General features: G+C 53.8%; 14 protein-coding genes. 13 read left to right on the forward strand and 1 reads right to left on the reverse strand.

Annotated features, from left to right (window positions below):
- The first annotated feature begins 3 nt into the window (after positions 1–3).
- The 13 genes from ABD851_RS17255 to ABD851_RS17315 all read left to right on the forward strand — a co-directional run bounded on the left by ABD851_RS17255 (position 4) and on the right by ABD851_RS17315 (position 19420).
- Complete coding sequence (locus tag ABD851_RS17255; protein WP_344981650.1) at positions 4–1212, forward strand: M20 metallopeptidase family protein; 1209 nt, start codon at positions 4–6, stop codon at positions 1210–1212.
- A 14-nt stretch (positions 1213–1226) separates the two neighbouring features.
- Positions 1227–2555: an enolase C-terminal domain-like protein gene (locus ABD851_RS17260; RefSeq protein ID WP_344981652.1), complete on the forward strand. Its 1329-nt coding sequence runs from the start codon at positions 1227–1229 to the stop codon at positions 2553–2555.
- A gap of 10 nt (positions 2556–2565) precedes the next feature.
- Positions 2566–3663 (forward strand): plastocyanin/azurin family copper-binding protein, encoded by a 1098-nt coding sequence (locus ABD851_RS17265; protein WP_344981654.1) that lies wholly within the window; start codon positions 2566–2568, stop codon positions 3661–3663.
- Between the two features lie 85 nt (positions 3664–3748).
- Positions 3749–5251, forward strand: coding sequence for a PQQ-dependent sugar dehydrogenase (locus ABD851_RS17270; protein WP_344981656.1), 1503 nt, complete (start codon positions 3749–3751; stop codon positions 5249–5251).
- 148 nt (positions 5252–5399) lie between these two features.
- The gene (locus ABD851_RS17275) at positions 5400–6875 is read left to right on the forward strand and encodes a sodium:solute symporter family protein (protein ID WP_344981658.1); all 1476 of its coding nucleotides are present in this window, start codon (positions 5400–5402) and stop codon (positions 6873–6875) included.
- Entirely contained in the window at positions 6875–7966 is a 1092-nt protein-coding gene (locus ABD851_RS17280) for a Gfo/Idh/MocA family oxidoreductase (RefSeq protein ID WP_344981660.1), read from the forward strand. Before ABD851_RS17275 ends, ABD851_RS17280 begins: the two co-directional genes overlap by 1 nt.
- A 144-nt stretch (positions 7967–8110) precedes the next feature.
- Positions 8111–11302, forward strand: a complete 3192-nt coding sequence (locus ABD851_RS17285) for a SusC/RagA family TonB-linked outer membrane protein (protein ID WP_344981662.1) — start codon at positions 8111–8113, stop codon at positions 11300–11302.
- Between the two features lie 10 nt (positions 11303–11312).
- Positions 11313–13031: a RagB/SusD family nutrient uptake outer membrane protein gene (locus tag ABD851_RS17290; RefSeq protein ID WP_344981663.1), complete on the forward strand. Its 1719-nt coding sequence runs from the start codon at positions 11313–11315 to the stop codon at positions 13029–13031.
- Between the two features lie 117 nt (positions 13032–13148).
- Positions 13149–14342, forward strand: a complete 1194-nt coding sequence (locus ABD851_RS17295) for a sialidase (protein WP_344981665.1) — start codon at positions 13149–13151, stop codon at positions 14340–14342.
- Positions 14343–14353: 11 nt separating this feature from the next.
- Positions 14354–15403, forward strand: a complete 1050-nt coding sequence (locus ABD851_RS17300; RefSeq protein ID WP_344981667.1) for a Gfo/Idh/MocA family protein — start codon at positions 14354–14356, stop codon at positions 15401–15403.
- Positions 15404–15443: 40 nt separating this feature from the next.
- Positions 15444–16784 (forward strand): Gfo/Idh/MocA family oxidoreductase, encoded by a 1341-nt coding sequence (locus tag ABD851_RS17305; RefSeq protein ID WP_344981669.1) that lies wholly within the window; start codon positions 15444–15446, stop codon positions 16782–16784.
- Between the two features lie 32 nt (positions 16785–16816).
- Positions 16817–18022: an N-acetylglucosamine-6-phosphate deacetylase gene (nagA, locus tag ABD851_RS17310; protein WP_344981671.1), complete on the forward strand. Its 1206-nt coding sequence runs from the start codon at positions 16817–16819 to the stop codon at positions 18020–18022.
- A gap of 87 nt (positions 18023–18109) precedes the next feature.
- Positions 18110–19420: a putative oxidoreductase C-terminal domain-containing protein gene (locus ABD851_RS17315; protein WP_344981673.1), complete on the forward strand. Its 1311-nt coding sequence runs from the start codon at positions 18110–18112 to the stop codon at positions 19418–19420.
- A gap of 5 nt (positions 19421–19425) precedes the next feature.
- Here the strand turns inward: ABD851_RS17315 and pncB are convergent, their stop codons facing one another.
- Positions 19426–20613: a nicotinate phosphoribosyltransferase gene (gene pncB / locus ABD851_RS17320; protein WP_344981675.1), complete on the reverse strand. Its 1188-nt coding sequence runs from the start codon at positions 20611–20613 to the stop codon at positions 19426–19428.
- Between the last annotated feature and the right edge of the window lie 7 nt (positions 20614–20620).

Consider the following 20620-nt stretch of genomic DNA (forward strand, 5'->3'; position numbering starts at 1 on the left):
CCGATGCCTTCCGATACAAATACCCTGCTGAAAGACACCGTCCGGGAGCTGGCCCGCGGTCTGCACGAAGATACCATCGCCAACCGCCGGCAGCTTCATGCAGACCCGGAGCTTTCCTTTGCAGAGCACCGCACCGCTGCATTTGTCGCCCGCCAGCTGAAAACGCTGAACATTCCCTTTGTGCAAAGCGGCGGCACCGGCATCGCGGGCTTGCTTCATGGCGGCATGCCTGGGAGGGACCGCGTTATAGCCCTGCGGGCAGATATGGACGCCCTCCCCATCCGGGAAATGAACGACGTTCCCTATAAATCTGCCAACGACGGCGTTATGCACGCCTGCGGGCATGATGCGCATACCGCTTCCCTGCTAACTACAGCCGCCATACTCAGCCGTATGAAAGAACGGTTCGGGGGGACGGTAAAGTTCATCTTTCAGCCGGGAGAAGAAAAAATACCCGGCGGAGCCAGCCTGATGATCCGGGACGGCGTCCTTGAAGACCCGCATCCCGACTGCATTCTGGGTCAGCATGTCATGCCCGAGCTGCCCGCAGGTATGGTGGGTTTTCGGAGCGGCAGCTATATGGCCAGCAGCGACGAGCTCTATCTTACCGTCAGCGGTAAAGGAGGTCATGCCGCCAGCCCCCACCTGAATACCGACCCGGTGCTGATCGCCTGCCACCTGGTGACGGCCCTGCAGCAGATCGTCAGCCGCCAGGCCAATCCGCTGATGCCGTCGGTATTATCCTTCGGAAGGTTCATTGCCGAAGGCGCCACCAACGTTATTCCCGACGAGGTACACATCGCCGGCACCTTCCGCACACTGGATGAACAATGGCGCAGCGACGCGCACCTCAAGATGAAAAAAATGGCCCTTACCCTGGCCGAGAGCATGGGCGGCCGTTGCAGCTTTGAGATCAGAAAGGGCTATCCGGTACTGATCAACGAAGAGAAATTGAATGCCGGAACCAGAAAGCATGCAGAAGATTACCTCGGCTCCGAAAGGGTAACAGACCTCGACATCTGGATGGCTGCCGAGGACTTTGCCGCCTACGCACAGCTTCTGCCGGGCTGCTTTTACCGGCTGGGGACAGGCAATGAAAAGCGCGGCATCACCTCGGGGGTGCATACGCCAACCTTTGATATAGACGAGCAGGCGCTCGAAACCGGGCCGGGCCTCATGGCTTACCTGGCCCTGAAGACATTGGGAAATTAACACAGCACGCTTACATGAACCATCCGGATAAACATATCCCTGCTCCGGCAGGCCAGGAACGCATCCTAAAGATAACCGCCGCCCGCTCCGCGGTGGAGGAGGAAGCCCTGCTACGGCCTTTCGGGTTCAAGGGCAGTCATCTGAGCCGGCTCTGGCAGACCGCTGTACAGCTAAAAAGCGACAACGGTCACACCGCCGTAGGCCTGGGCGTACAGAGCGTGCTGTGGTCCGACCCGGAAGTATGTGCCGCCCATTCAGAAACAGCGGGAAATACCCTGATGTATGATATTACCCGAAAAGCATTGGAGCTGCTGGAAGGAATAAGCTTTACCCATCCGATGGAGCTGCTGGATACGATATTCGATACGCTTTATGCCTACGGACAGCGGATCACAGGCCGGACAGACCTGCGCAGGACCTTTGTCCTGAATGCGCTGGTACCGGTGGACAACGCTGCATGGCTGCTCTATGCCCGGGAAAACAACCTTACCGGCTTTGACGCTATGGTACCCGGATCCTGCCGGCCGGCGCTTTCTGCACGGAACAGCCGCATAGCCGCCGTTCCGGTGGTCGGCTACGATACCCCCGACGATACCCTCCTTGCATTACTCGACGAAGGGCATTTTTTTCTCAAGATAAAAATGGGACATCCGGGCGCTCCGGCAGACATGCTGGAAAAAGACAAGGCCCGGATCAGCCAGATACACCGGCTTGCCGGGACAAGAGATACGCCGGAGACGCCCGACGGAAAAATACGGTACTACCTGGATGCCAACGGACGCTATCCAAACAAGGACCTGCTGCGGCAGCTGCTGGATCATGTCTCTGCCATCGGGGCATTGGAGCAGGTGGCCCTCCTTGAAGAGCCGTTCCCGGAGCACTATGAAGCCGGGGTCTCAGACCTGGGTGTTCGTATAGCCGCCGACGAAAGTGCCCATACCGATACGGACCTTGCTGCGCGCATCCGGATGGGGTACGGCGCCGTGGCGCTCAAAGCCATAGCAAAGACGTTGAGCATGACGCTGAAAATGGCCGGGCTGGCCCACCGGGAAGGACTTCCCTGCTTCTGTGCCGACCTGACCGTAAACCCTGTGCTGGTGGAATGGAACAAAAATGTCGCGGCGCGGCTTGCTCCCTTTCCCGGCCTGCAGACCAGCCTGCTGGAAGCCAACGGACATCAGCATTATAAAGACTGGGACAGGCTTTGTTCCTACAATCCGGCAAAAGACGCATCCTGGACAGAAGCCCGGCAGGGCAGCTTTGCGCTGGACGAACAGTATTACCGCGAAAGCGGAGGTATCTTCAAACGATCCGAACATTATGAAAACCTGTTCAGCCGCTAACCTCATTTCCATGACCAAAAGCAGAATGGTCTGCAGCAGGATGCTCGCTGTATTACTGGCAGCGTCCTTCCTCTGCGGGAAGGCAAAAGCACAGGAAATACAGTTAAAGGCCGTGGCCGGTCTTCATTATGACAAGGTCCGTTTCCGCGTAAGCCCCGGTACACAGATAAAGCTTACGCTGAGCAATACCGATGATATGGATCACAACCTCGTCATCACCCGGCCGGGAGCCAGGATGAAGGTGGTAAAAGCAGCAGAAGCGCTGGGCGCAAAAGGGCCCGGCATATCCTTTATCCCGACTTCTCAGGATGTGTTGTGGCACATCCCCACGGTAAGACCGGGGGAAACGCTGTCTGTAACCTTTACCGCTCCGCGGCAGCCTGGTGTATATCCTTATGTATGTACCTATCCTGCACATGGAGCCACGATGTACGGAGCCATGTATGTCACCGACAAGCCCCTGCCGGCACTCAAGGATGATCCGAACATCCCCCGCGGCGAAGGCGGCGACATGCATAGCATGCATGCCGCTGTCGATATGCCGGAACATCCGTATCCGATGACGCCGCCCTATCTCTACCGCACCTTTATGCCCGACGCCGGCCCTGCAGCCATAGCGGTTCATCTTCCGCATGATCTTTCCTATTGCTGGGACGCCGGCTCCTGCAGCCTGCGTTACGTGTGGTCCGGAGGCTTTCTGGAACACGAGGCGCTCTGGAAGGGAAAGGGAGATGCCGTGGCCGGGGTGGCAGGCGATATTTTCTTCCGGGCAGGGTCTTCTTTCCAGTTTCGTATAGGCGACAAGGATAGCATACCCGGTATAAGCTTCAAGGGATACCGCCTGGTGAGCCGTTATCCCGAGTTTCATTACCGGCTCAACAATCTGGAGATTTACGAACTGATCACTCTGCTAAAAGACGGATCGGGGCTGCGCTGCAGCTTTCGCATCACCGGGGCAACGGATACCCTCTGGCTGCCGCTGCCGCATACCGGGACGGCGACCGTCAGCTGCTCCGCAGGACAGGAGAAAAACGGGCTGCTGAGACTGCTTCCCGCCGAAGCCGCACGTTTCACGCTTACTATAAAAAAGGAGGGTCATAAGCCATGAAACCGAGCAAGATAATATTTATCGGGACAGACATATGCCAATGTGCGAGGTTCCATCTGACCATTGAAAAAACAAATATTAACGGATGAAACCGTTGTTTATCTGCATCGCACTGATCGCCGGAATGCTGCTGACCTGCTGTAAGCCAGCGACACAGCAAGGGCCATCCTACCGGGTGGAGAGCATTGCACTGCCTCCGGGGCTGGGGGGCCAGGTCGGCGGCCTCGATTTCCTGCCGGACGGCAGGCTGGCAGCCTGCTTCAGCTCCGGTGAGGTGATGTTTTACGATCCCCGGAAAAAGACCTGGCAGCTTTTTGCCACCGGCCTCCACGATCCCCTGGGCATCCTGGCGGAAGACTCGTCTTCCATATTGGTGATGCAGCGACCCGAGCTCACCCGGCTTAAGGATAGCGACGGCGATGGACAGGCCGATCTCTATGAGACCGTAACAGACGATTTCGGGATTTCCGGCAACTATCATGAATTTGCCTATGGCCCTGTAAAGGACAGTAAAGGCAATCTGTTTATCGCGCTCAACTCCTCCTCGCCGAACGGCGGTGTCATGAAGACGGTACGCGGTCCGCTGAACAGCCTGACCATGGATCATCCCAAACAGATGTTCTCACCGGTGCCGTACCGCGGGTGGATCATGGAGTATACTCCCGGCGGGAAGCTGCTGCCTTATGCCAGCGGCTTCCGTTCCCCCAACGGTATCGGGTTTGATCCGGAGGGGAACCTGTTTGCTACCGATAACCAGGGAGACTGGGTGCCCACCAGCGCCCTCTACCAGATCCAGAAAGGAAAGTTCTACGGACACCCGGCCAGCCTGGCCTGGGAGAAAGGCTGGGACAAGGGCAATCCCCTTAAATTATCTCCCGCATATCTCGACAGCCTGCGCGCCCGCCCGGCGGTGCTGTTCCCGCACGGCATCATGGCCAACTCTCCCACCCAGCCGCTGGCGGACAATACGGGTGGAAAGTTCGGCCCGTTCTCCGGACAGCTTTTTGTAGGAGAGATGAACCAGGCCCGCATACTACGGGTCATGCCGGAGCAGATAGACGGCCAGTGGCAGGGCGCCTGCATTCCCTTTTTCGACGGACACGGGCTGCATAAAGGAAACAACCGCCTGGCCTTTGCCCCGGACGGAAGTCTCTGGGTAGGTCAGAACAATCACGGCTGGGCCGGCGACACCGGCATACAGCGGATCGTCTTCACCGGCACAGCGCCTATGAACATCCTCCGGATGCACCTCGTCCCAAAGGGATTCGTTCTTTCGTTTACCCGGCCGCTGGACCGCGCTGCCGCAGACAGCGCAGCCCATTACCAGATGCGACATTACCGATACCATTATTCTTCAAAATACGGATCGGCGCAGTTTGATGTGGATACGATACCGGTAACGGGCATACGCTTGTCCCGCGACCGTAAAAAGGTAATGCTCACCCTGGATAGCATCATACCGGATATGGTATACGAACTTACCCTTACGGGCATACGATCTGAAAGCGGCATACCCCTGTCGGATAGCCTGATCTGTTATACCGTTAACCGGACCAACCCGGAGAAGAACGATCCGGATAACTTTTAAATCCTCTCATCATGACAACCAAACAAAGCAACCGTTTTATCAACAATAAAAGCCCCGGCCACGACGGGAAACAAAAGCCCCGACGAATGCCGCTGTAGACGGGTCATGAAAAATGAGTTAACTTACTGCTAATTCCTAAAAACATTTTATGCGCTTGAGTACCGCAGACACTTTGGTGATTTCTATTTTCTTTCTGGCTATGCTTGCGATCGGAGTATGGTCTTATTTCAAGAACAAGAACTCTACGGATTATTTTGTAGCAGGCGGAAAAATGCCATGGTGGCTTTCCGGTACCTCTCACCACGTCTCGGGATACAGCGGCGCCGTATTCGTAGCCTATGCAGGCCTGGCTTATACACACGGCTTTTCGGTATATATATGGTGGGCCTTTACCATCGGGATCAGCATCATTGTCAGCGCAAGACTTTTCCCGCGGATCTGGGTCCGGCTGCGAAAAAAGCTGCATATCCAGTCGCCTCTCGAATACCTGGCTACCCGCTACAATCTGCTGACCCAGCAGATCATGGCCTGGAGCGGCGTGCTGCTCAAGCTGTTTGATGTGGGCGCAAAATGGGCGGCGATAGCCATCCTGCTCAACGTCTTTACAGGCCTTTCGGTATCCACCGGGGTACTCATTTCAGGAGGCATATCCCTTATCTATATCACTTTCGGCGGGTTCTGGGCCGTTATCCTGACGGATTTTACACAGTTCGTGGTACAGCTGGTCGGCGGCATCGTCATGTTTGTCGTCGTTCTACTGCACATGGGAGGCATCAGCGCTATATGGACGATGTGGGATCAGCTTCCTCCCGGACACGCGAAGCCTTTCAACAGTCCGTACACGGTCTGGTTCGCGCTTGCTTTTTTATGCATCAACTTTCTGAGCTATAACGGCGGCACCTGGAACCTGGCCACTAAATATATCTCTACCAAAGACGAGGTACAGTCTGCCCGTGCCGCCAGGGTATCCGGCATACTTTATCTCATCTGGCCGCTGATCCTGTTCTTCCCGATGTGGGCGGCGCCCATCATCCTGCCGGGCCTGGAAAATCCCACGGAATCCTACGGATTGCTCACGCTGAAGCTGCTGCCTTCCGGACTGGTGGGGCTGGTCCTCGCCTCGCTGTTTGCGCATACCATGGCCATGACCTCTTCGGATGTCAATACCATCTCCGCGGTGATCACACGGGATATCCTTCCGGTCATCTCCCGCATACCCCGGGAGAGCGAGAGCCGGAAATCGCTCCTCGTTGCCCGCACCACCACCTTTGTCTTCACCCTGCTGACGATACTGGTGGCGCTGCAATACAAGCATTTCGGCGGCGTGCTCGGGCTGATCGTGACCTGGTTCGGCGCGCTGCTGGGCCCCATCGCCGTTCCTATGCTGCTGGGTCTGCTTCCGCCTTTCAAGAAATGCGGTTCCACCGCAGCCATATCCGCCATCACCTTAGGCTTCCTGGCCTTTATCCTGACCAAGACCGTGGAAATGAGCAGCATGGCCCTGGAGGTAGGGCTGCCGCTGGTTACCTCGCTGGCGACCTACATCCTTCTGGGGCTCGTTCGCCGCAAAAAGCCCGTCCCCGAAAAGGTAACCCATTTTATGAACCTGTTATTTGAAAAATAATGAAGCAAGCGCGCATCATAGATGACCCTATCCGCACCGCACTGGCCGCCTACGGCTTGTCGGGAAAGGTTTTTCATGCTCCGCTGATCTCCGCCCATCCGGGGTTCGTCCTGAAAAAGATACTCGAAAGAGGCGGTAAGCAGCGCTCCAGGGAAAGACATCCCGGTCCGGAGATCGTCAGCGACTTCGGGAAGCTGCTGGAGGACGAAACCATCGAGCTGATCGTCATCAATACCCCGGAGCACACCCATTTTGAGCTGGGCAAACAAGCCCTGGAGGCCGGCAAACATGTGATCGTCGAGAAGGCTTTTACGGTAAGCACCGCAGAAGCGCAGACCCTCATCGATCTGGCCTCGGAAAAAGGAAAGATACTGAGCGTGTTTCAGAACAGCCGGTGGCACGGCGACTTTATCACGATACAAAAGATCGTGGAGAAAAGGCTGCTGGGTGAGCTGGCGGAATTTGAAGCGCATTTCGACCGGTACCGCAATACTATACAGGAAGATTCCTGGAAAGAAGAAGCCGTTCCGGGTACGGGCTCGCTGTATAATCTGGGGTCTCATATCATCGACCAGTCGCTGGTCCTGTTCGGTATGCCCCATGCCGTATGGGCCGATATCCGTATTCAGCGCCCCGGCGGAAAAGTATGCGATTGCTTCGAACTGGTCCTGTATTATGGGCAGCTGAAGGTGACGTTAAAATCGTCTTACCTGGTCCGCGAACCCGGTCCCCGGTACACGCTGCATGGTACCGCAGGCTCCTTTATAAAATATGGCGGCGACCCGCAGGAAGCCCTGCTGAAAGCGGGGAAATCGCCGCTTGACGAAGATTTCGGTCATGAGCCGGAATCGCAGTGGGGAACGTTGAACACCCAATGGGAGGGATTGCATTTCTCCGGGAAGATAGAGACCTGCCGGGGATCCTATATGGGATTTTATGACAACATCTATGGGGCGATCAGGGAAAAAGCTTCCCTGGCGGTAACGCCCGTCCAGGCACAGCAAACCATTGCGGTTATTGAAGCTGCGCTGAAAAGCAGCGAGGAAAAGAGGATCATTTCGCTGTCCGAATCCCAAACGCAACACACATAGAAGACAATAAGATCAGGATCTGCAAGATTAAAACAGTACCGCAGTACAGAAAAAATGAAGGTTCAGGTTATTTTTTAAAAAGATTTACTATCTTACGGGTACGTACCCGTAAATCATCCTTAACTCACCTCTAACTGCCACACTATGAATCGATTTTTCTACCACAAAAAACCTCCGGTAGCAGGATGTATCCTTCTGCTGCTGCTCATTATCTCCGTCCGGGCCAATGCGCAGTCCCTATCCGGGACGGTGCGGTCCGAAGAAGGTGACCAACCTTTACCCGGCGTGACCGTCCAGGTAAAAGGAACTTCCAACGGCGGAACCACCGATGCACAGGGCCGATATAAATTATCCGGCGTGCAACCTAAGGACTCGCTCATTTTCTCCTTTGTAGGATTTCAGGAAACAACGATCGGCGTAAACGGCTTAGCCGAAGTAAATGTAAAGTTAAGACCGGATGTTTCCGCGCTCAACCAGGTAGTCGTAGTAGGATACGGCACCCAGAAAAAAATAAACCTGACCGGATCGGTAGACGTGGTCCCGAAAGACGTTTTAGAGAACCGCACGCCGAATAACGTAGCCGACCTGCTCAAGGGCACTTCACCGAATTTAAATATCACGATGAATATGAGGGGGGGAGAACCGGGAGCAGTCAGCTCATGGAACATCCGGGGAATGGGTTCCATCTCGGGCAATGCATCGCCGCTGATACTGGTGGATGGGGTGGAAATGGACGTAACCGATATAGATCCGGAGTCCGTAGAAAGTATTTCCGTGCTCAAAGATGCGTCGGCATCCGCCATTTATGGTTCAAGAGCGCCCTTCGGTGTAATTCTGATCACCACCAAAAAGGGATCGAAAGGAGGAGTTCAGATACAGTATTCAAATAACCTGTCCTGGGCTTCGCCGATAAAAGTTCCCAGTTACATCGATTCCTATACCTGGGCCACCGCATTCAATGAGGCGAATGCCAATGCAGGATTGACCCCGGTATACAGCGATGAGCAGATGGGAAGGATCAAAGGATATCTCGACGGCACCTTCCCTTATGAATATGATCCGGAGAATCCGATAGACAATATCTGGGCCGGCAGAAGAAACGGAAATGCCAATAATGACTGGCCGCAGATACTCATAAAAAACCATTCATTCAGTCAAAAGCATAACATAAATGTTTCCGGAGGAAACGACAAAACCCAATATTATATCGGTGGCAGCTTTATAGACCAGGACGGCATGTACGCATACGGCTACGACTATTATAAAAGATATAATTTCCTTACCAATCTTTCTTCCCAAGTTACATCATGGCTGAAATTTAACTCAAGCGTAAAATATGCCAACGGCAAAACAGATTTCCCCCTCGGCGAAACAACGGTAGGGCGGGAACACCAATTCAGGGAGATGATCATGTTCGCTCCCATGATGCCTTTCCATAACATAAACGGAACGATCCAATCTCCATTGGTCCGCCAAATGCAGGGCACAGGCAGGGACAAGACGCAAAAAAACGATTTCCTTATTACGGCGGGCGCCGAGTTGGAACCTGTAAAAGGCTGGAAGACCAATATCTCGTATAATTACAATTATATCGGGAACAGGTATGCCACCAACCCAAAGCCGATCTGGGTTGAATTAGGCACCGGAGAATTCGGCAATGTAGGCAAACCCGAAACAGGGTATACATCCACTTTCTCGGAATCTACCTACCAGCTGGCCAACATTGTCAGCTCGTACGAATTTACCCTGCAAAACCGCCATTATTTTAAACTCTTACTGGGCTATGAGCAGGAAGAAGACTATTACTCCGGCCTTTCCGCTACGGGAACAGACCTTATTACGGAAGACATCCCTTCCGTCAGCACGGCTTTAGGAGACAAAACGGTCGATGACCAGATAACCCATTGGGCAACCCAGGGCATATTCGGCCGTCTGAATTACAATTACAAAGAAAAATACCTGCTGGAGATGAGCGCCCGCTATAACGGCTCTTCCCGGTTCGCCAAGGAGTCAAGATGGGGGTTCTTCCCTTCCGCATCTGTAGGATATAATTTGTCATCTGAAGAATTCTGGAATTCCATACAACCCTATGTAAACACCTTTAAATTGCGGGCGTCATACGGCTCTCTGGGAAACCAGAATGTAAGCAATTATCTCTACTTGCCTACCATACCGGTCCAAAACGAGCTGAACTGGATCATTGACGGCGAACGGCCGGCCTATGCCAGCGTCCCGGCATTGATCAGCGACGACCTGACCTGGGAAACCATCACTACTTTTAATCTCGGCGTAGATGCAAGCTTCCTGGACAACCGGCTTATGCTGACCTTTGACTGGTATAACAGAAAAACCACGGATATGCTGGGGCCTTCCCTGACGCTGCCTTACCCGCTGGGAGCCGCTACTCCCAAATCCAATAACGCTGAAATGAAAACCATCGGGTTCGAGATATTGCTTAGCTGGGAGGACCGCATTTCCAACAACCTCTCCTATAACCTCAAATTGGGAGTGGGCGATAACAAATCAACAATACTGAAATACCAAAATGATAAGGGGCTTGTCGACACATGGTACGCAGGAAAACCCGTCGGGGAGATATGGGGGTTTGCAACGGATGGGCTGATTCAGCAAAAAGGAGAAAGCATGCCCGATCAATCCAAATACTATAAGGATTGGGGACCGGGCGATATGAAATACAAAGACCTCGACGGGAATGGCATTATCAATGACGGCAACCGGACATTGGATAATCATGGCGACCTCATCGTTATCGGCAATGACGCCCCCCGGTATAACCTTAGCTTTACAGCCGGCCTCAAGTGGAAAAACATAGACTTCAATATGTTCTGGCAAGGGGTAGGAAAGCGCAATTACTATCCGGACATTAATTCAACCGTGTTCTGGGGGATGACATCAGGATGGGCATCATCCGGTTTATACAAAGGCGCCCCGTCGCTGGATTATTGGAGACCTGCAGATGAAAAAAATATATTAGGCCCCAATACCGATGCTTATTTCGCACGTCCTTATTTTACCGCTGAAATGAATAAAAACCGTCAAGTACAATCAAGATATGTTTTAAATGCAGCCTATCTCAGACTGAAAAATCTTCAGGTGGGCTACACTATTCCTGCCAAGCTTTTGGACCGTTTTTTTATCGATCATATCCGCGTCTATTTCTCAGGCGAGAACCTGCTGCTTTTATCCAAGCTGCCAAAGACACTCGATCCTGAAACGGCCTTTGCTTCGGATCCAAAATATGGCGGGTACCTCACCAGCGGCGTGATTTACCCGATCTCGCGGACGCTCTCATTTGGTATAAACTTAACTTTTTAATCGGACGGTCATGAATTATCTAAAATTATATATAGGTTTTATAGTCGGCATTTCCCTTCTATCCTGTAACGATGATTTCCTCCAACGCCCGCCGTTAGATGAAGTCACAGAACTGGATTACTTTAAGAACCCGGATGACCTGAAAACCTATGTCAACCAGTTCTATAACAGTTCCATGTTTCCCCGCTACAATAATTATGGTAATGATTTCGACAGCGACAACGAGATCGGCGCCACACCCGATACCCGGCTCCAGGGAACGCGGACGGTAGCGACCAGCGGCAGCATCTCATTCACCAATGTCAGGAGCATCAACTATTTCTTTGACCACTATCAAAGGGTAAAGGAAAACAACGAGCTGGACGCTTATAAGCAATATCTGGGAGAAGCGTATTTTTTCCGGGCGCTCATTTACTTCAATCTATTAAAAACCTATGGAGATATCCAATGGATAAACACCGAACTGGGAACAAACTCTCCTGAATTGTATAATCCAAGAGATCCCCGAAATAAGGTAGCGGATAATATTATCGCAGCATTGGATTCTGCCGCCTTGTTCCTTACAGAAGACAAAACACGCGGATCCGGCCGGGTCAATAAATGGATGGCGCTGTTGATACAAAGCCGTGTAGCGCTTTATGAAGGCACCTGGGAAAAATATCATGCGGGAACGCCTTTTGGAGTGGATGATCCGCAGCCCCAGAAATACTTTCAAAAGGCCGTGGATGCCGCACAGCAGGTTATGAAATCGGGGTTATATGATATTTATATTACCCATCATCCGGAAAAAGATTACAAAGATCTGTTCTCATTGCAAAGCTATGACGGCAATCCCGAGGTAATGTTCTGGCGTGAATACGACAACGGGTTAAGCAGGGGCGACAAGGATTTCACAAACGACAGGAACTTCCGCATGGAAACGCCCAGCAGTCACACCATCACCCAACAACTGGCGGACGCTTATTTGTGTACGGACGGCAAACCCATCAGCCAAAGTCCCCGGTTTGCGGGCCATAACACCCTGAAAGATGAAATGCAAAACAGGGATCCTCGTTTTTATCAAACGATAGCCACCCCCGATGAAATATGGAAGATCTTCCCTGACGGGTCCAAAAGCTATTGGAAAGATGCTTACAGTAAACTTAACACAACGGCGGATTACAACGCCCCCACGGGGTACCTGATATTAAAAGGCTATAATCCCGACATGCAATACCATGTTCAACAGTATGAAGAAACCCCTTCCATACTCTACCGGTATGCGGAAGCGCTTTTAAACTATGCCGAAGCCAAAGCAGAATCAGGACAGATAAACCAGGACGACATTGATATTTCCATCAATAAACTCAGGGACCGGGTGGGAATGCCGCACCTGATTATCTCGTCTATTCCCGCAGATCCGAACTGGGATTTCCCCGACCTCTCGCCCCTGCTGAACGAGATCAGGAGAGAGCGGCGTATAGAGCTTGCCCTGGAAGGATTCCGCTGGGATGATATTGCCCGGTGGGCCGCTGCTGATGAGCTGATCATAGGCAGCAGACCCAAAGGTCTGCAGGCTGACCAACTCGATCACAATACTTTTCCTACAGATGAAAACGGGTTTCTTGATCCTTTTAAAAATGCCATTCCCAACGGATATGGGTTTGTTCCTGAACGGGACTATTTAAATTCGATCCCGGAAAGTGAGATAGTGCTTAATCCCGATCTTGAACAAAATCCCGGATGGTGAGACCGGCCTGAACATTAAAAATACAAGCATGCCCCTATTCATAAAAAACATACCGATGAAGCCGAGGATGACACACCGTCTTGGACGGGAGACCCATAAAAAGAGAAAAATTAACAGATGAAATATATAGTAAGCATCCTCTGTATTAATCTGACCTTGTTACTGTCGTCAACCCGCTCAAAAGGGCAGGTCGCCCCTGTTCCCGACCCGGGGGGGCAGGCTGCAATTTGGGAAAAGATCGCGCCTTACTTTTCCCCTCCCGCGGCATATCAGGGGAAATACGGCTCCTATCGCTCTCCCTTGAAATGCTATAACGGAGACACTGTGGAAACGGACCGGGACTGGGAAAAAAGACGCCGGGAAATATTAACGCAGTGGAACAAAATGATGGGAGAATGGCCTCCCCTGCTGAAAGATCAGCGCATGACGTTCCTGGATTCTTCCCGGAGGGACGGCTTTACACAATACCGCGTCCGGTTCAAATGGACCCCGAAGGAATATACGACGGGCTATCTGCTGATACCGGACGGAGAAGGTAAAAAACCCGCAGTAATCACCGTCTTCTATGAGCCCGAAACGGCCATCGGCCTTGGCGGCCCGGATCACCCTTACCGGGATTTTGCCTACCAGCTCGCCAGAAGGGGCTTTATTACCCTTTCTATCGGAACCACAGCGGCTACACAGGCAAAAACGTACGCGCTTTATTATCCGGATATCCGCCATGCCGCAGTACAACCGCTTTCCATGCTGGCCTGCGCGGCCGCCAATGCATGGTATGCGCTTTCAAAAGTACCGGAAGTGGATTCCACCCGCATCGGCATTATGGGACATTCTTTCGGCGGCAAATGGGCCATGTTCGCCTCCTGCCTGTTTGATAAATTTGCCTGTGCGGTATGGTCCGACCCCGGTATCGTCTTTGACGAAACCCGGGAGGCGGTCAACTACTGGGAGCCCTGGTATCTGGGATATCATCCCCCACCCTGGCGGAAACGGGGCTTGATCACCAAGGACAACCCGGCGAAAGGATTATATCCCCGCCTTGTAAAAGCAGGATACGACCTGCAGGAGCTGCACGCGCTGATGGCTCCCCGTCCCTTTCTCGTTTCCGGCGGCTCCGAGGATACGCCCAAACGCTGGATAGCGTTGAACCATGCGGTGGCCGTAAACCGGCTGCTGGGTTATGAAAACCGCGTAGCCATGACCAATCGCCCCGCGCATTCACCGACACAGCAGTCTAACGAGATCGCTTATCTGTTTTTTACGTACTTTTTAAAATATAACGGTCTGACTGTAAAAAATCAAAAACCATAAAATCTGTTTCTATGCAACAAGCGTATAACCGGCGCAATTTTATCAGAACAACCGCCCTGGCCGGTGCGGCTCTGGGTCTTGGCAGCTACTCCTTACCTTTATCGGGCAGAAGCCGCCCCGCAGCAGGCACCCGTATCGGCATCATCGGCCTGGACACCTCCCACAGCGTAGCCATGACCAAGACGCTCAATGCCGAAAATGCAGATGCGGCCTTAGGGGGATACAAGGTAGTGGCCGCTTACCCGCAGGGCAGCCTGGACATCGCTTCGTCGGTAAAAAGGATCCCCGAATACACCGAGGCCCTGAAAAAGATGGGTGTGGAGATCGTGGACAGCATTCCCGAACTGCTGAAAAAGGTAGACGTGGTCATGCTCGAAACAAACGACGGACGACGCCACCTGGAACAGGCCCTGCCCGTGCTGAAAGCCGGCAAGCGGCTGTTCATCGATAAGCCCATTGCCGCCTCGCTGGCCGATACCATCGTTATCTTTGAGGAGGCAAAAAAATACAATGTGCCCGTATTTTCCTCTTCTTCGCTACGGTTTATGTCCAGCGCTCAGGCCGTGGTTAACGGAAAAGTAGGCAAAGTGGTGGGAGCCGATGCATACAGCCCCTGCGCCCTGGAAAAAACCCATCCCGATTTCTTCTGGTATGGCATCCATGGAGTGGAAATCCTTTACACCGTCATGGGCACCGGCTGTAAGGAGGTGGTGCGGGTGCATACAGACAGTACGGACATTGCCATAGGCACCTGGGAAGACGGCCGTATCGGCACCTTCCGGGGCACACGCACAGGTCAGCATACCTATGGCGGTACGGCCTACGGAGAGAAAGGAGATGCCGTACTCGGCCCGTTCGAAGGTTATGAGCCGCTGCTCCTGCAGATCATAAAATTCTTCCAGACCGGCACCGTGCCCGTAAAGCCGGAAGATACCCTCGAGATATGCGCCTTTATGGAAGCGGCAGACGAAAGCAAACGACATCACGGCGCTCCCGCCTCCATGGAAAAGATCTGGGAGCGGGCGCGGAAAGAGGCTGCCCGGAAATCAAGGAACAGCTGAACATTCAACCATATTCATAAACATTTTAATCATCCGCATTATGGAAAACACACGCAGAGATTTTATCAAAAAGACGATGGCAGCATCCGCCGCCGTCTCACTGGGAGGGATACTGCCCGGCTTCAGCGCGGGAAGTTATGCCAACATCATCGGCGCCAACGAGCGTATCCAGGTAGGCTTTATGGGAGTGAACTCACGCGGGTATGCCCTGTCCGACAACTATGCCCGTCAGAAGAGCTGCCAGATACGCTATATCTGTGATGTAGACAGCCGGGCCGCAGACAAGGCGATCGCCAACGTCCGGAAATTCGGTCATACCCCGCAGAAGGAGACCGACTTCCGGAAAGCGCTGGACGATAAATCCCTGGATGCCATGGTCATCGCCACACCCGACCACTGGCATGCGCCGGCGGGCATACTGGCCTGCAAGGCCGGGAAGCATGTCTACCTCGAAAAGCCCTGCAGTCATAACCCCCATGAAGGAGAGCTGATGGTGGCTGCTGCGAAAAAGTACAACCGGGTGGTACAGATGGGCGACCAGCGGCGCTCCTGGCCGAATGTGATCAAGGCCATCGAAGAGGTAAAAGGCGGCACCATAGGCCGGGCCTACTTTGCCAAAGGCTGGTATACCAATAACCGTGATGCTATCGGCATCGGAAAGGAGACGGCCGTTCCTTCCTGGCTGGATTACGATCTCTGGCAGGGGCCCGCACCGCGCAGGCCGTACAAAGACAATATCCTGCATTACAACTGGCACTGGTTCTGGCACTGGGGCACCGGAGAAGCCCTGAACAACGGCACCCATATGGTGGACCTCATCCGCTGGGGGCTGGATGCGGATTATCCCATACGGGTAACTTCCGCAGGGGGCCGTTACCGTTATAAGGACGACTGGGAGACGCCTGACACCCAATCCATCACCGTGGAATTCCCAAACAACACATTCCTGGAATGGGAAGGCCGCAGCTGTAACGGCCGGACCATAGAAGGCAGCAGCGTAGGCGTGATCTTTTACGGAGAAAAGGGATCACTGATGATCGGCGGCGGAAACGAATACAAGATATACGACCTGAAAAACAAGCTGATCAAGGAGGTCAAAAACGACATGGCCATCGACCCGCGCAACCGGATGAATCCTTCGCAGGCGCTGGATGCCCTGCATATCCAGAATTTCTTCGACGGGATTAAAAACGGAGCCCGGCTGAATTCGGATGTCGAAGGAGGACACAAAAGCACTCTGCTGGTACAGCTTGGCAACATCGCCGTCCGTTCGGGGAATACGCTGAACATCGACGCTTCCAACGGACATATCAAGGATGACCCGAAGGCCCAGCAGCTCTGGCAGCGTCAATACGAACCGGGATGGGAGCCAAAGCTATAACGAAGACCTGGAAACCCTGAAACACCAAATCAATGCAAGAGCAATTAAAAATATACAACGGCCGGATCATCACGCCTAACCGGATCATTCCCCGGGGCACAGTGCTGGTGACCGGAGGAAAGATCACGGCGGTCAGCGAGCAGGACATACCGGCAGAAAATGCCCTTACAATAGACGCCGGAGGACAATATATCAGCCCGGGATTTATTGACATACACGTACACGGCGGAGGAGGCAGCGATTTTATGGACGCCGACGAAGCCGCTTTCCTGAAAATCGCAGAAACACATGCGCGCTACGGCACCACAGCCATGGTGCCCACCACCCTCACGAGCGATAAGGAAGGCATCCTCAATACGCTGGCGGTATACGAACGGGCCGCATCCCGGAACAAGAACGGATCTGCGTTTCTGGGCATCCACCTGGAAGGCCCCTACCTGGCGCTGAACCAGCGTGGAGCGCAGGATGCCCGCTATATCCGGGACCCCGACCCCCGCGAATACCAGGAAATTTTATCTGCCTCTCAGGCAGTGGTTCGCTGGAGCGCCGCACCGGAAAGGAAGGGCGCCATCGCATTCGGGCAGTATCTGCGCTCGAAAGGCATATTGCCCGCCATCGCGCATACCGATGCCATTTATGAGGAAGTGATCCAGGCTTTCGATAACGGCTATACGCTCATCACCCACCTGTATTCCTGCATGACCAGCGTTACCCGGCGTAACGCTTACCGCTATGCCGGCGTGGTGGAAAGCGCATACATCATCGACGAGATGGATGTGGAGGTCATCTCAGACGGCATACACCTGCCCGCCCCGCTCCTGAAGATGGTATATAAGATCAAGGGAGCGGATAAAATCGCCCTCATCACCGATGCCATGCGTGCAGCCGCCATGCCGGCCGGGGAAAGCATCCTGGGAGGCCGGGAAAACGGAACCCGCGTGATCGTGGAAGACGATGTGGCCAAGCTGCCGGACCGAAGCGCCTTTGCCGGCAGCGTAGCCACCGCCGACCGGCTGGTGCGAAACATGATCCAACTGGGAGAAGTGCCCCTCGCCGATGCGGTCAGGATGATCACCAGCACGCCGGCCCGCATTATGAAGGTCGGAGACCGAAAGGGATCCCTCGCCGCAGGAAAAGATGCCGACATCATCATCTTTGATGAAGATATCCGTATCACGACCACCATCATACAAGGAAAGGTCATATACCGGGAAGGGGAAGTCCGGAAAACGACATAAAAATACTACATGCGAAAAAAAAGCAGGACTTTCTGGTCAGGGCTCGTCATCATCGCTCTCGCCGGATGCCAACACCAACAGAAAAACATGCAAACGAACGCTAACGATTCGCTCCACCTGGTTGTACTGGATCCCGGTCATTTCCATGCCGCACTTGTACAGAAATCCATGTACCCGGAAATGAGCCCGGTGGTGAACGTATACGCTCCCGGAGGAAAGGAGGTAGAGGACTACCTGGGTCTTATCCGGAAATACAACAGCCAGGCGGACCAGCCCACACACTGGGAGGAAAAAGTCTATACCGGACCGGATTATCTCGACAAGATGCTCGGCGACAAAGCGGGGAACCTCGTAATTATTGCCGGCAACAACCGGGAAAAGACCCGCTATATCAAAAAAGCGGTAGACGCCGGGATTCATGTATTGGCAGATAAGCCCATGGCCATAGACAGCGCCGGCTTCCGTCTGCTGGAATCGGCTTTTGCCGATGCAAAGCAGCATGGCGTGCTGCTGTACGATATCATGACAGAGCGGTATGAGATCACCAATGTCCTGCAGAAAGCCTGCACACAGCTCGGGATATTCGGCACCCTTGAGAATGGCACGGAGAAGGACCCTTCGGTCATCAGCGAAAGCGTACATTATTTTTACAAAGAGGTTTCCGGCGATACGCTGACGCGGCCTGCCTGGTATTATGATGTCACCCAGCAGGGCGACGGTATCGTGGACGTCACTACCCATCTCATCGATCTTATCCAGTGGGAGCTCTTTTCCGGGACGTCCCCGGATTATCACAGGGATGTACAGGTACACTCTGCCCGGCGCTGGCCGACCCACATCACGCCGGAACAGTTTACCCGGTCCACTCACGTCGACGCCTATCCGCAGTTCCTGAGGACGGCCGTCAGGGATAGCATACTGGAGGTCTACGCCAACGGCGAGATCAACTACAGTCTCCGCGGGGTACATGCCCGCGTGGGAGTACGCTGGGACTTCCAGGCGCCGCCGGGAAGCGGGGACACCTATTACTCCCGGATACGGGGCAGCAAGGCCGACCTGGTGATCCGCCAGGACAAGGCCAGCGGCTACCGGCCGGCCCTGTTCATCGAGCTGCGCCATCCGCCGGAAGAAAAAGAAGCGCTGACCCTGACGCAGGAATTTTCCGCGATACAGAAAAAATACCCCGGGGTGACGCTGAAAAAGCAGGATGACAAATCCTGGGAAGTAGTCATACCCGCACAATACCGGCTGGGACACGAAGCGCATTTTGCGCTGGTGATGAAAAAATACCTGGAATACCTGAAGGCCGGAAAGATGCCGGAATGGGAAACCGCCGCCATGCTGACCAAATACTACATCACCACCCGGGCCTTGAGCATCGCCCAAACAACCGAGTAACCTTTTCAGGATATCTGCAGCACTGTTTTGGCCAGCGCGATCATCTCAGGATCCCCGGTATACTTGCCCGGCTCGTCGGAGAGCTTTACCACGGGGATCCAGTGCCGGTCTTCGGGCTGCGCCGACACCATTTTGATCACGATATTCAGCGCCGGCAAACCGGCATCGTTGGTAAAGTTGGTACCGATCCCGAAGGACATGCCGACCTTTCCGCGGCAGAAGGCCGCTATGCGGTCCACCTTCTGCGGGTCCAGCCCGTCGGAGAAGATGATGGTCTTGCTGAGCGGGTCAATATTGAAAGCGCGGTAATGATCGATAGCCGCCTGTGCAAAGACAAGCGGATCCCCGCTGTCGTGCCTTATCCCGTCGAACAGCTTGGAAAACTTTTTATCAAAAGCGGCAAAAAACACGGGAGTGGTATAGGTGTCCGACAGGGCGATGCCCAGATCGCCCCGGTACACTTCCACCCAGTGCTCAAGCGCCATCCTGTTGGACATCTTAAAGCCGTAGCCGGCGGCATGGAACATAAACCATTCATGGGCATGGGTGCCGATGGGCTTTACCCCGGACCGAAAAGCAAGATGTACGTTGCTGGTGCCGGTAAAGCTACCTTCCCCGTATTGCTTCAGCGTCTCTACCACCAGCCGGTGCACCGCATAGGAATGCCGCCTTCGGGTCCCGAATTCCGCAATCTTCACCCCCAGCTGCCGGTAATGCTCGATCTTGGACCGGGTAACCGCGGCGACCTGCTCGTCAGAATTCCGCTGCAGACCCGAAACCCGGTAGTACAGCTCGCTGATCAGCGCCATCACCGGCACCTCCCACAGAATGGTCCGGTACCAGTACCCGGAGATGGAAACATCCAGCTCCCCGCCGGTCTGCCGTACGGTAACCTCCGACGGATCATACCGGAAGCCCTGCAGAAAATCCAGATAAGTGGGGTCCAGATAAGGACAGGTAAGGGCAAGATATTGCTTTTCTTCTCCGGTAAGGCGAAGCTCCGCCATGCGGTCCAGCTCCTGCCGCAGCACCACGCTGAAATGATCCGGGAAACGATGGTTGCCCCGGTTGATAAAGCGGTAATGCGCCTTTGCCCGCGGGAACAGCTTTACCACGGCATGCTGCATGGTAAACTTGTAGAAATCGTTATCCAGCAGGGATTGAATAACGGGTGGTGTATCGGGAATGCGCATATGGAAA

Origin of the sequence: Compostibacter hankyongensis (assembly GCF_039541075.1) — a bacterium.
Classification (GTDB): Bacteria; Bacteroidota; Bacteroidia; order Chitinophagales; family Chitinophagaceae; genus Compostibacter; species Compostibacter hankyongensis.

Coding starts and splice junctions, on each gene's coding strand:
- ABD851_RS17305 (WP_344981669.1), top strand. CDS start 15,444: ATGGAAAACACACGCAGAGATTTTATCAAAAAGACGATGGCAGCATCC.
- ABD851_RS17260 (WP_344981652.1), top strand. CDS start 1,227: ATGAACCATCCGGATAAACATATCCCTGCTCCGGCAGGCCAGGAACGC.
- ABD851_RS17315 (WP_344981673.1), top strand. CDS start 18,110: ATGCAAACGAACGCTAACGATTCGCTCCACCTGGTTGTACTGGATCCC.
- pncB (WP_344981675.1), bottom strand. CDS start 20,613: ATGCGCATTCCCGATACACCACCCGTTATTCAATCCCTGCTGGATAAC.
- ABD851_RS17295 (WP_344981665.1), top strand. CDS start 13,149: ATGAAATATATAGTAAGCATCCTCTGTATTAATCTGACCTTGTTACTG.
- ABD851_RS17285 (WP_344981662.1), top strand. CDS start 8,111: ATGAATCGATTTTTCTACCACAAAAAACCTCCGGTAGCAGGATGTATC.
- ABD851_RS17255 (WP_344981650.1), top strand. CDS start 4: ATGCCTTCCGATACAAATACCCTGCTGAAAGACACCGTCCGGGAGCTG.
- ABD851_RS17275 (WP_344981658.1), top strand. CDS start 5,400: ATGCGCTTGAGTACCGCAGACACTTTGGTGATTTCTATTTTCTTTCTG.
- ABD851_RS17280 (WP_344981660.1), top strand. CDS start 6,875: ATGAAGCAAGCGCGCATCATAGATGACCCTATCCGCACCGCACTGGCC.
- ABD851_RS17270 (WP_344981656.1), top strand. CDS start 3,749: ATGAAACCGTTGTTTATCTGCATCGCACTGATCGCCGGAATGCTGCTG.
- ABD851_RS17265 (WP_344981654.1), top strand. CDS start 2,566: ATGACCAAAAGCAGAATGGTCTGCAGCAGGATGCTCGCTGTATTACTG.
- ABD851_RS17300 (WP_344981667.1), top strand. CDS start 14,354: ATGCAACAAGCGTATAACCGGCGCAATTTTATCAGAACAACCGCCCTG.
- ABD851_RS17290 (WP_344981663.1), top strand. CDS start 11,313: ATGAATTATCTAAAATTATATATAGGTTTTATAGTCGGCATTTCCCTT.
- nagA (WP_344981671.1), top strand. CDS start 16,817: ATGCAAGAGCAATTAAAAATATACAACGGCCGGATCATCACGCCTAAC.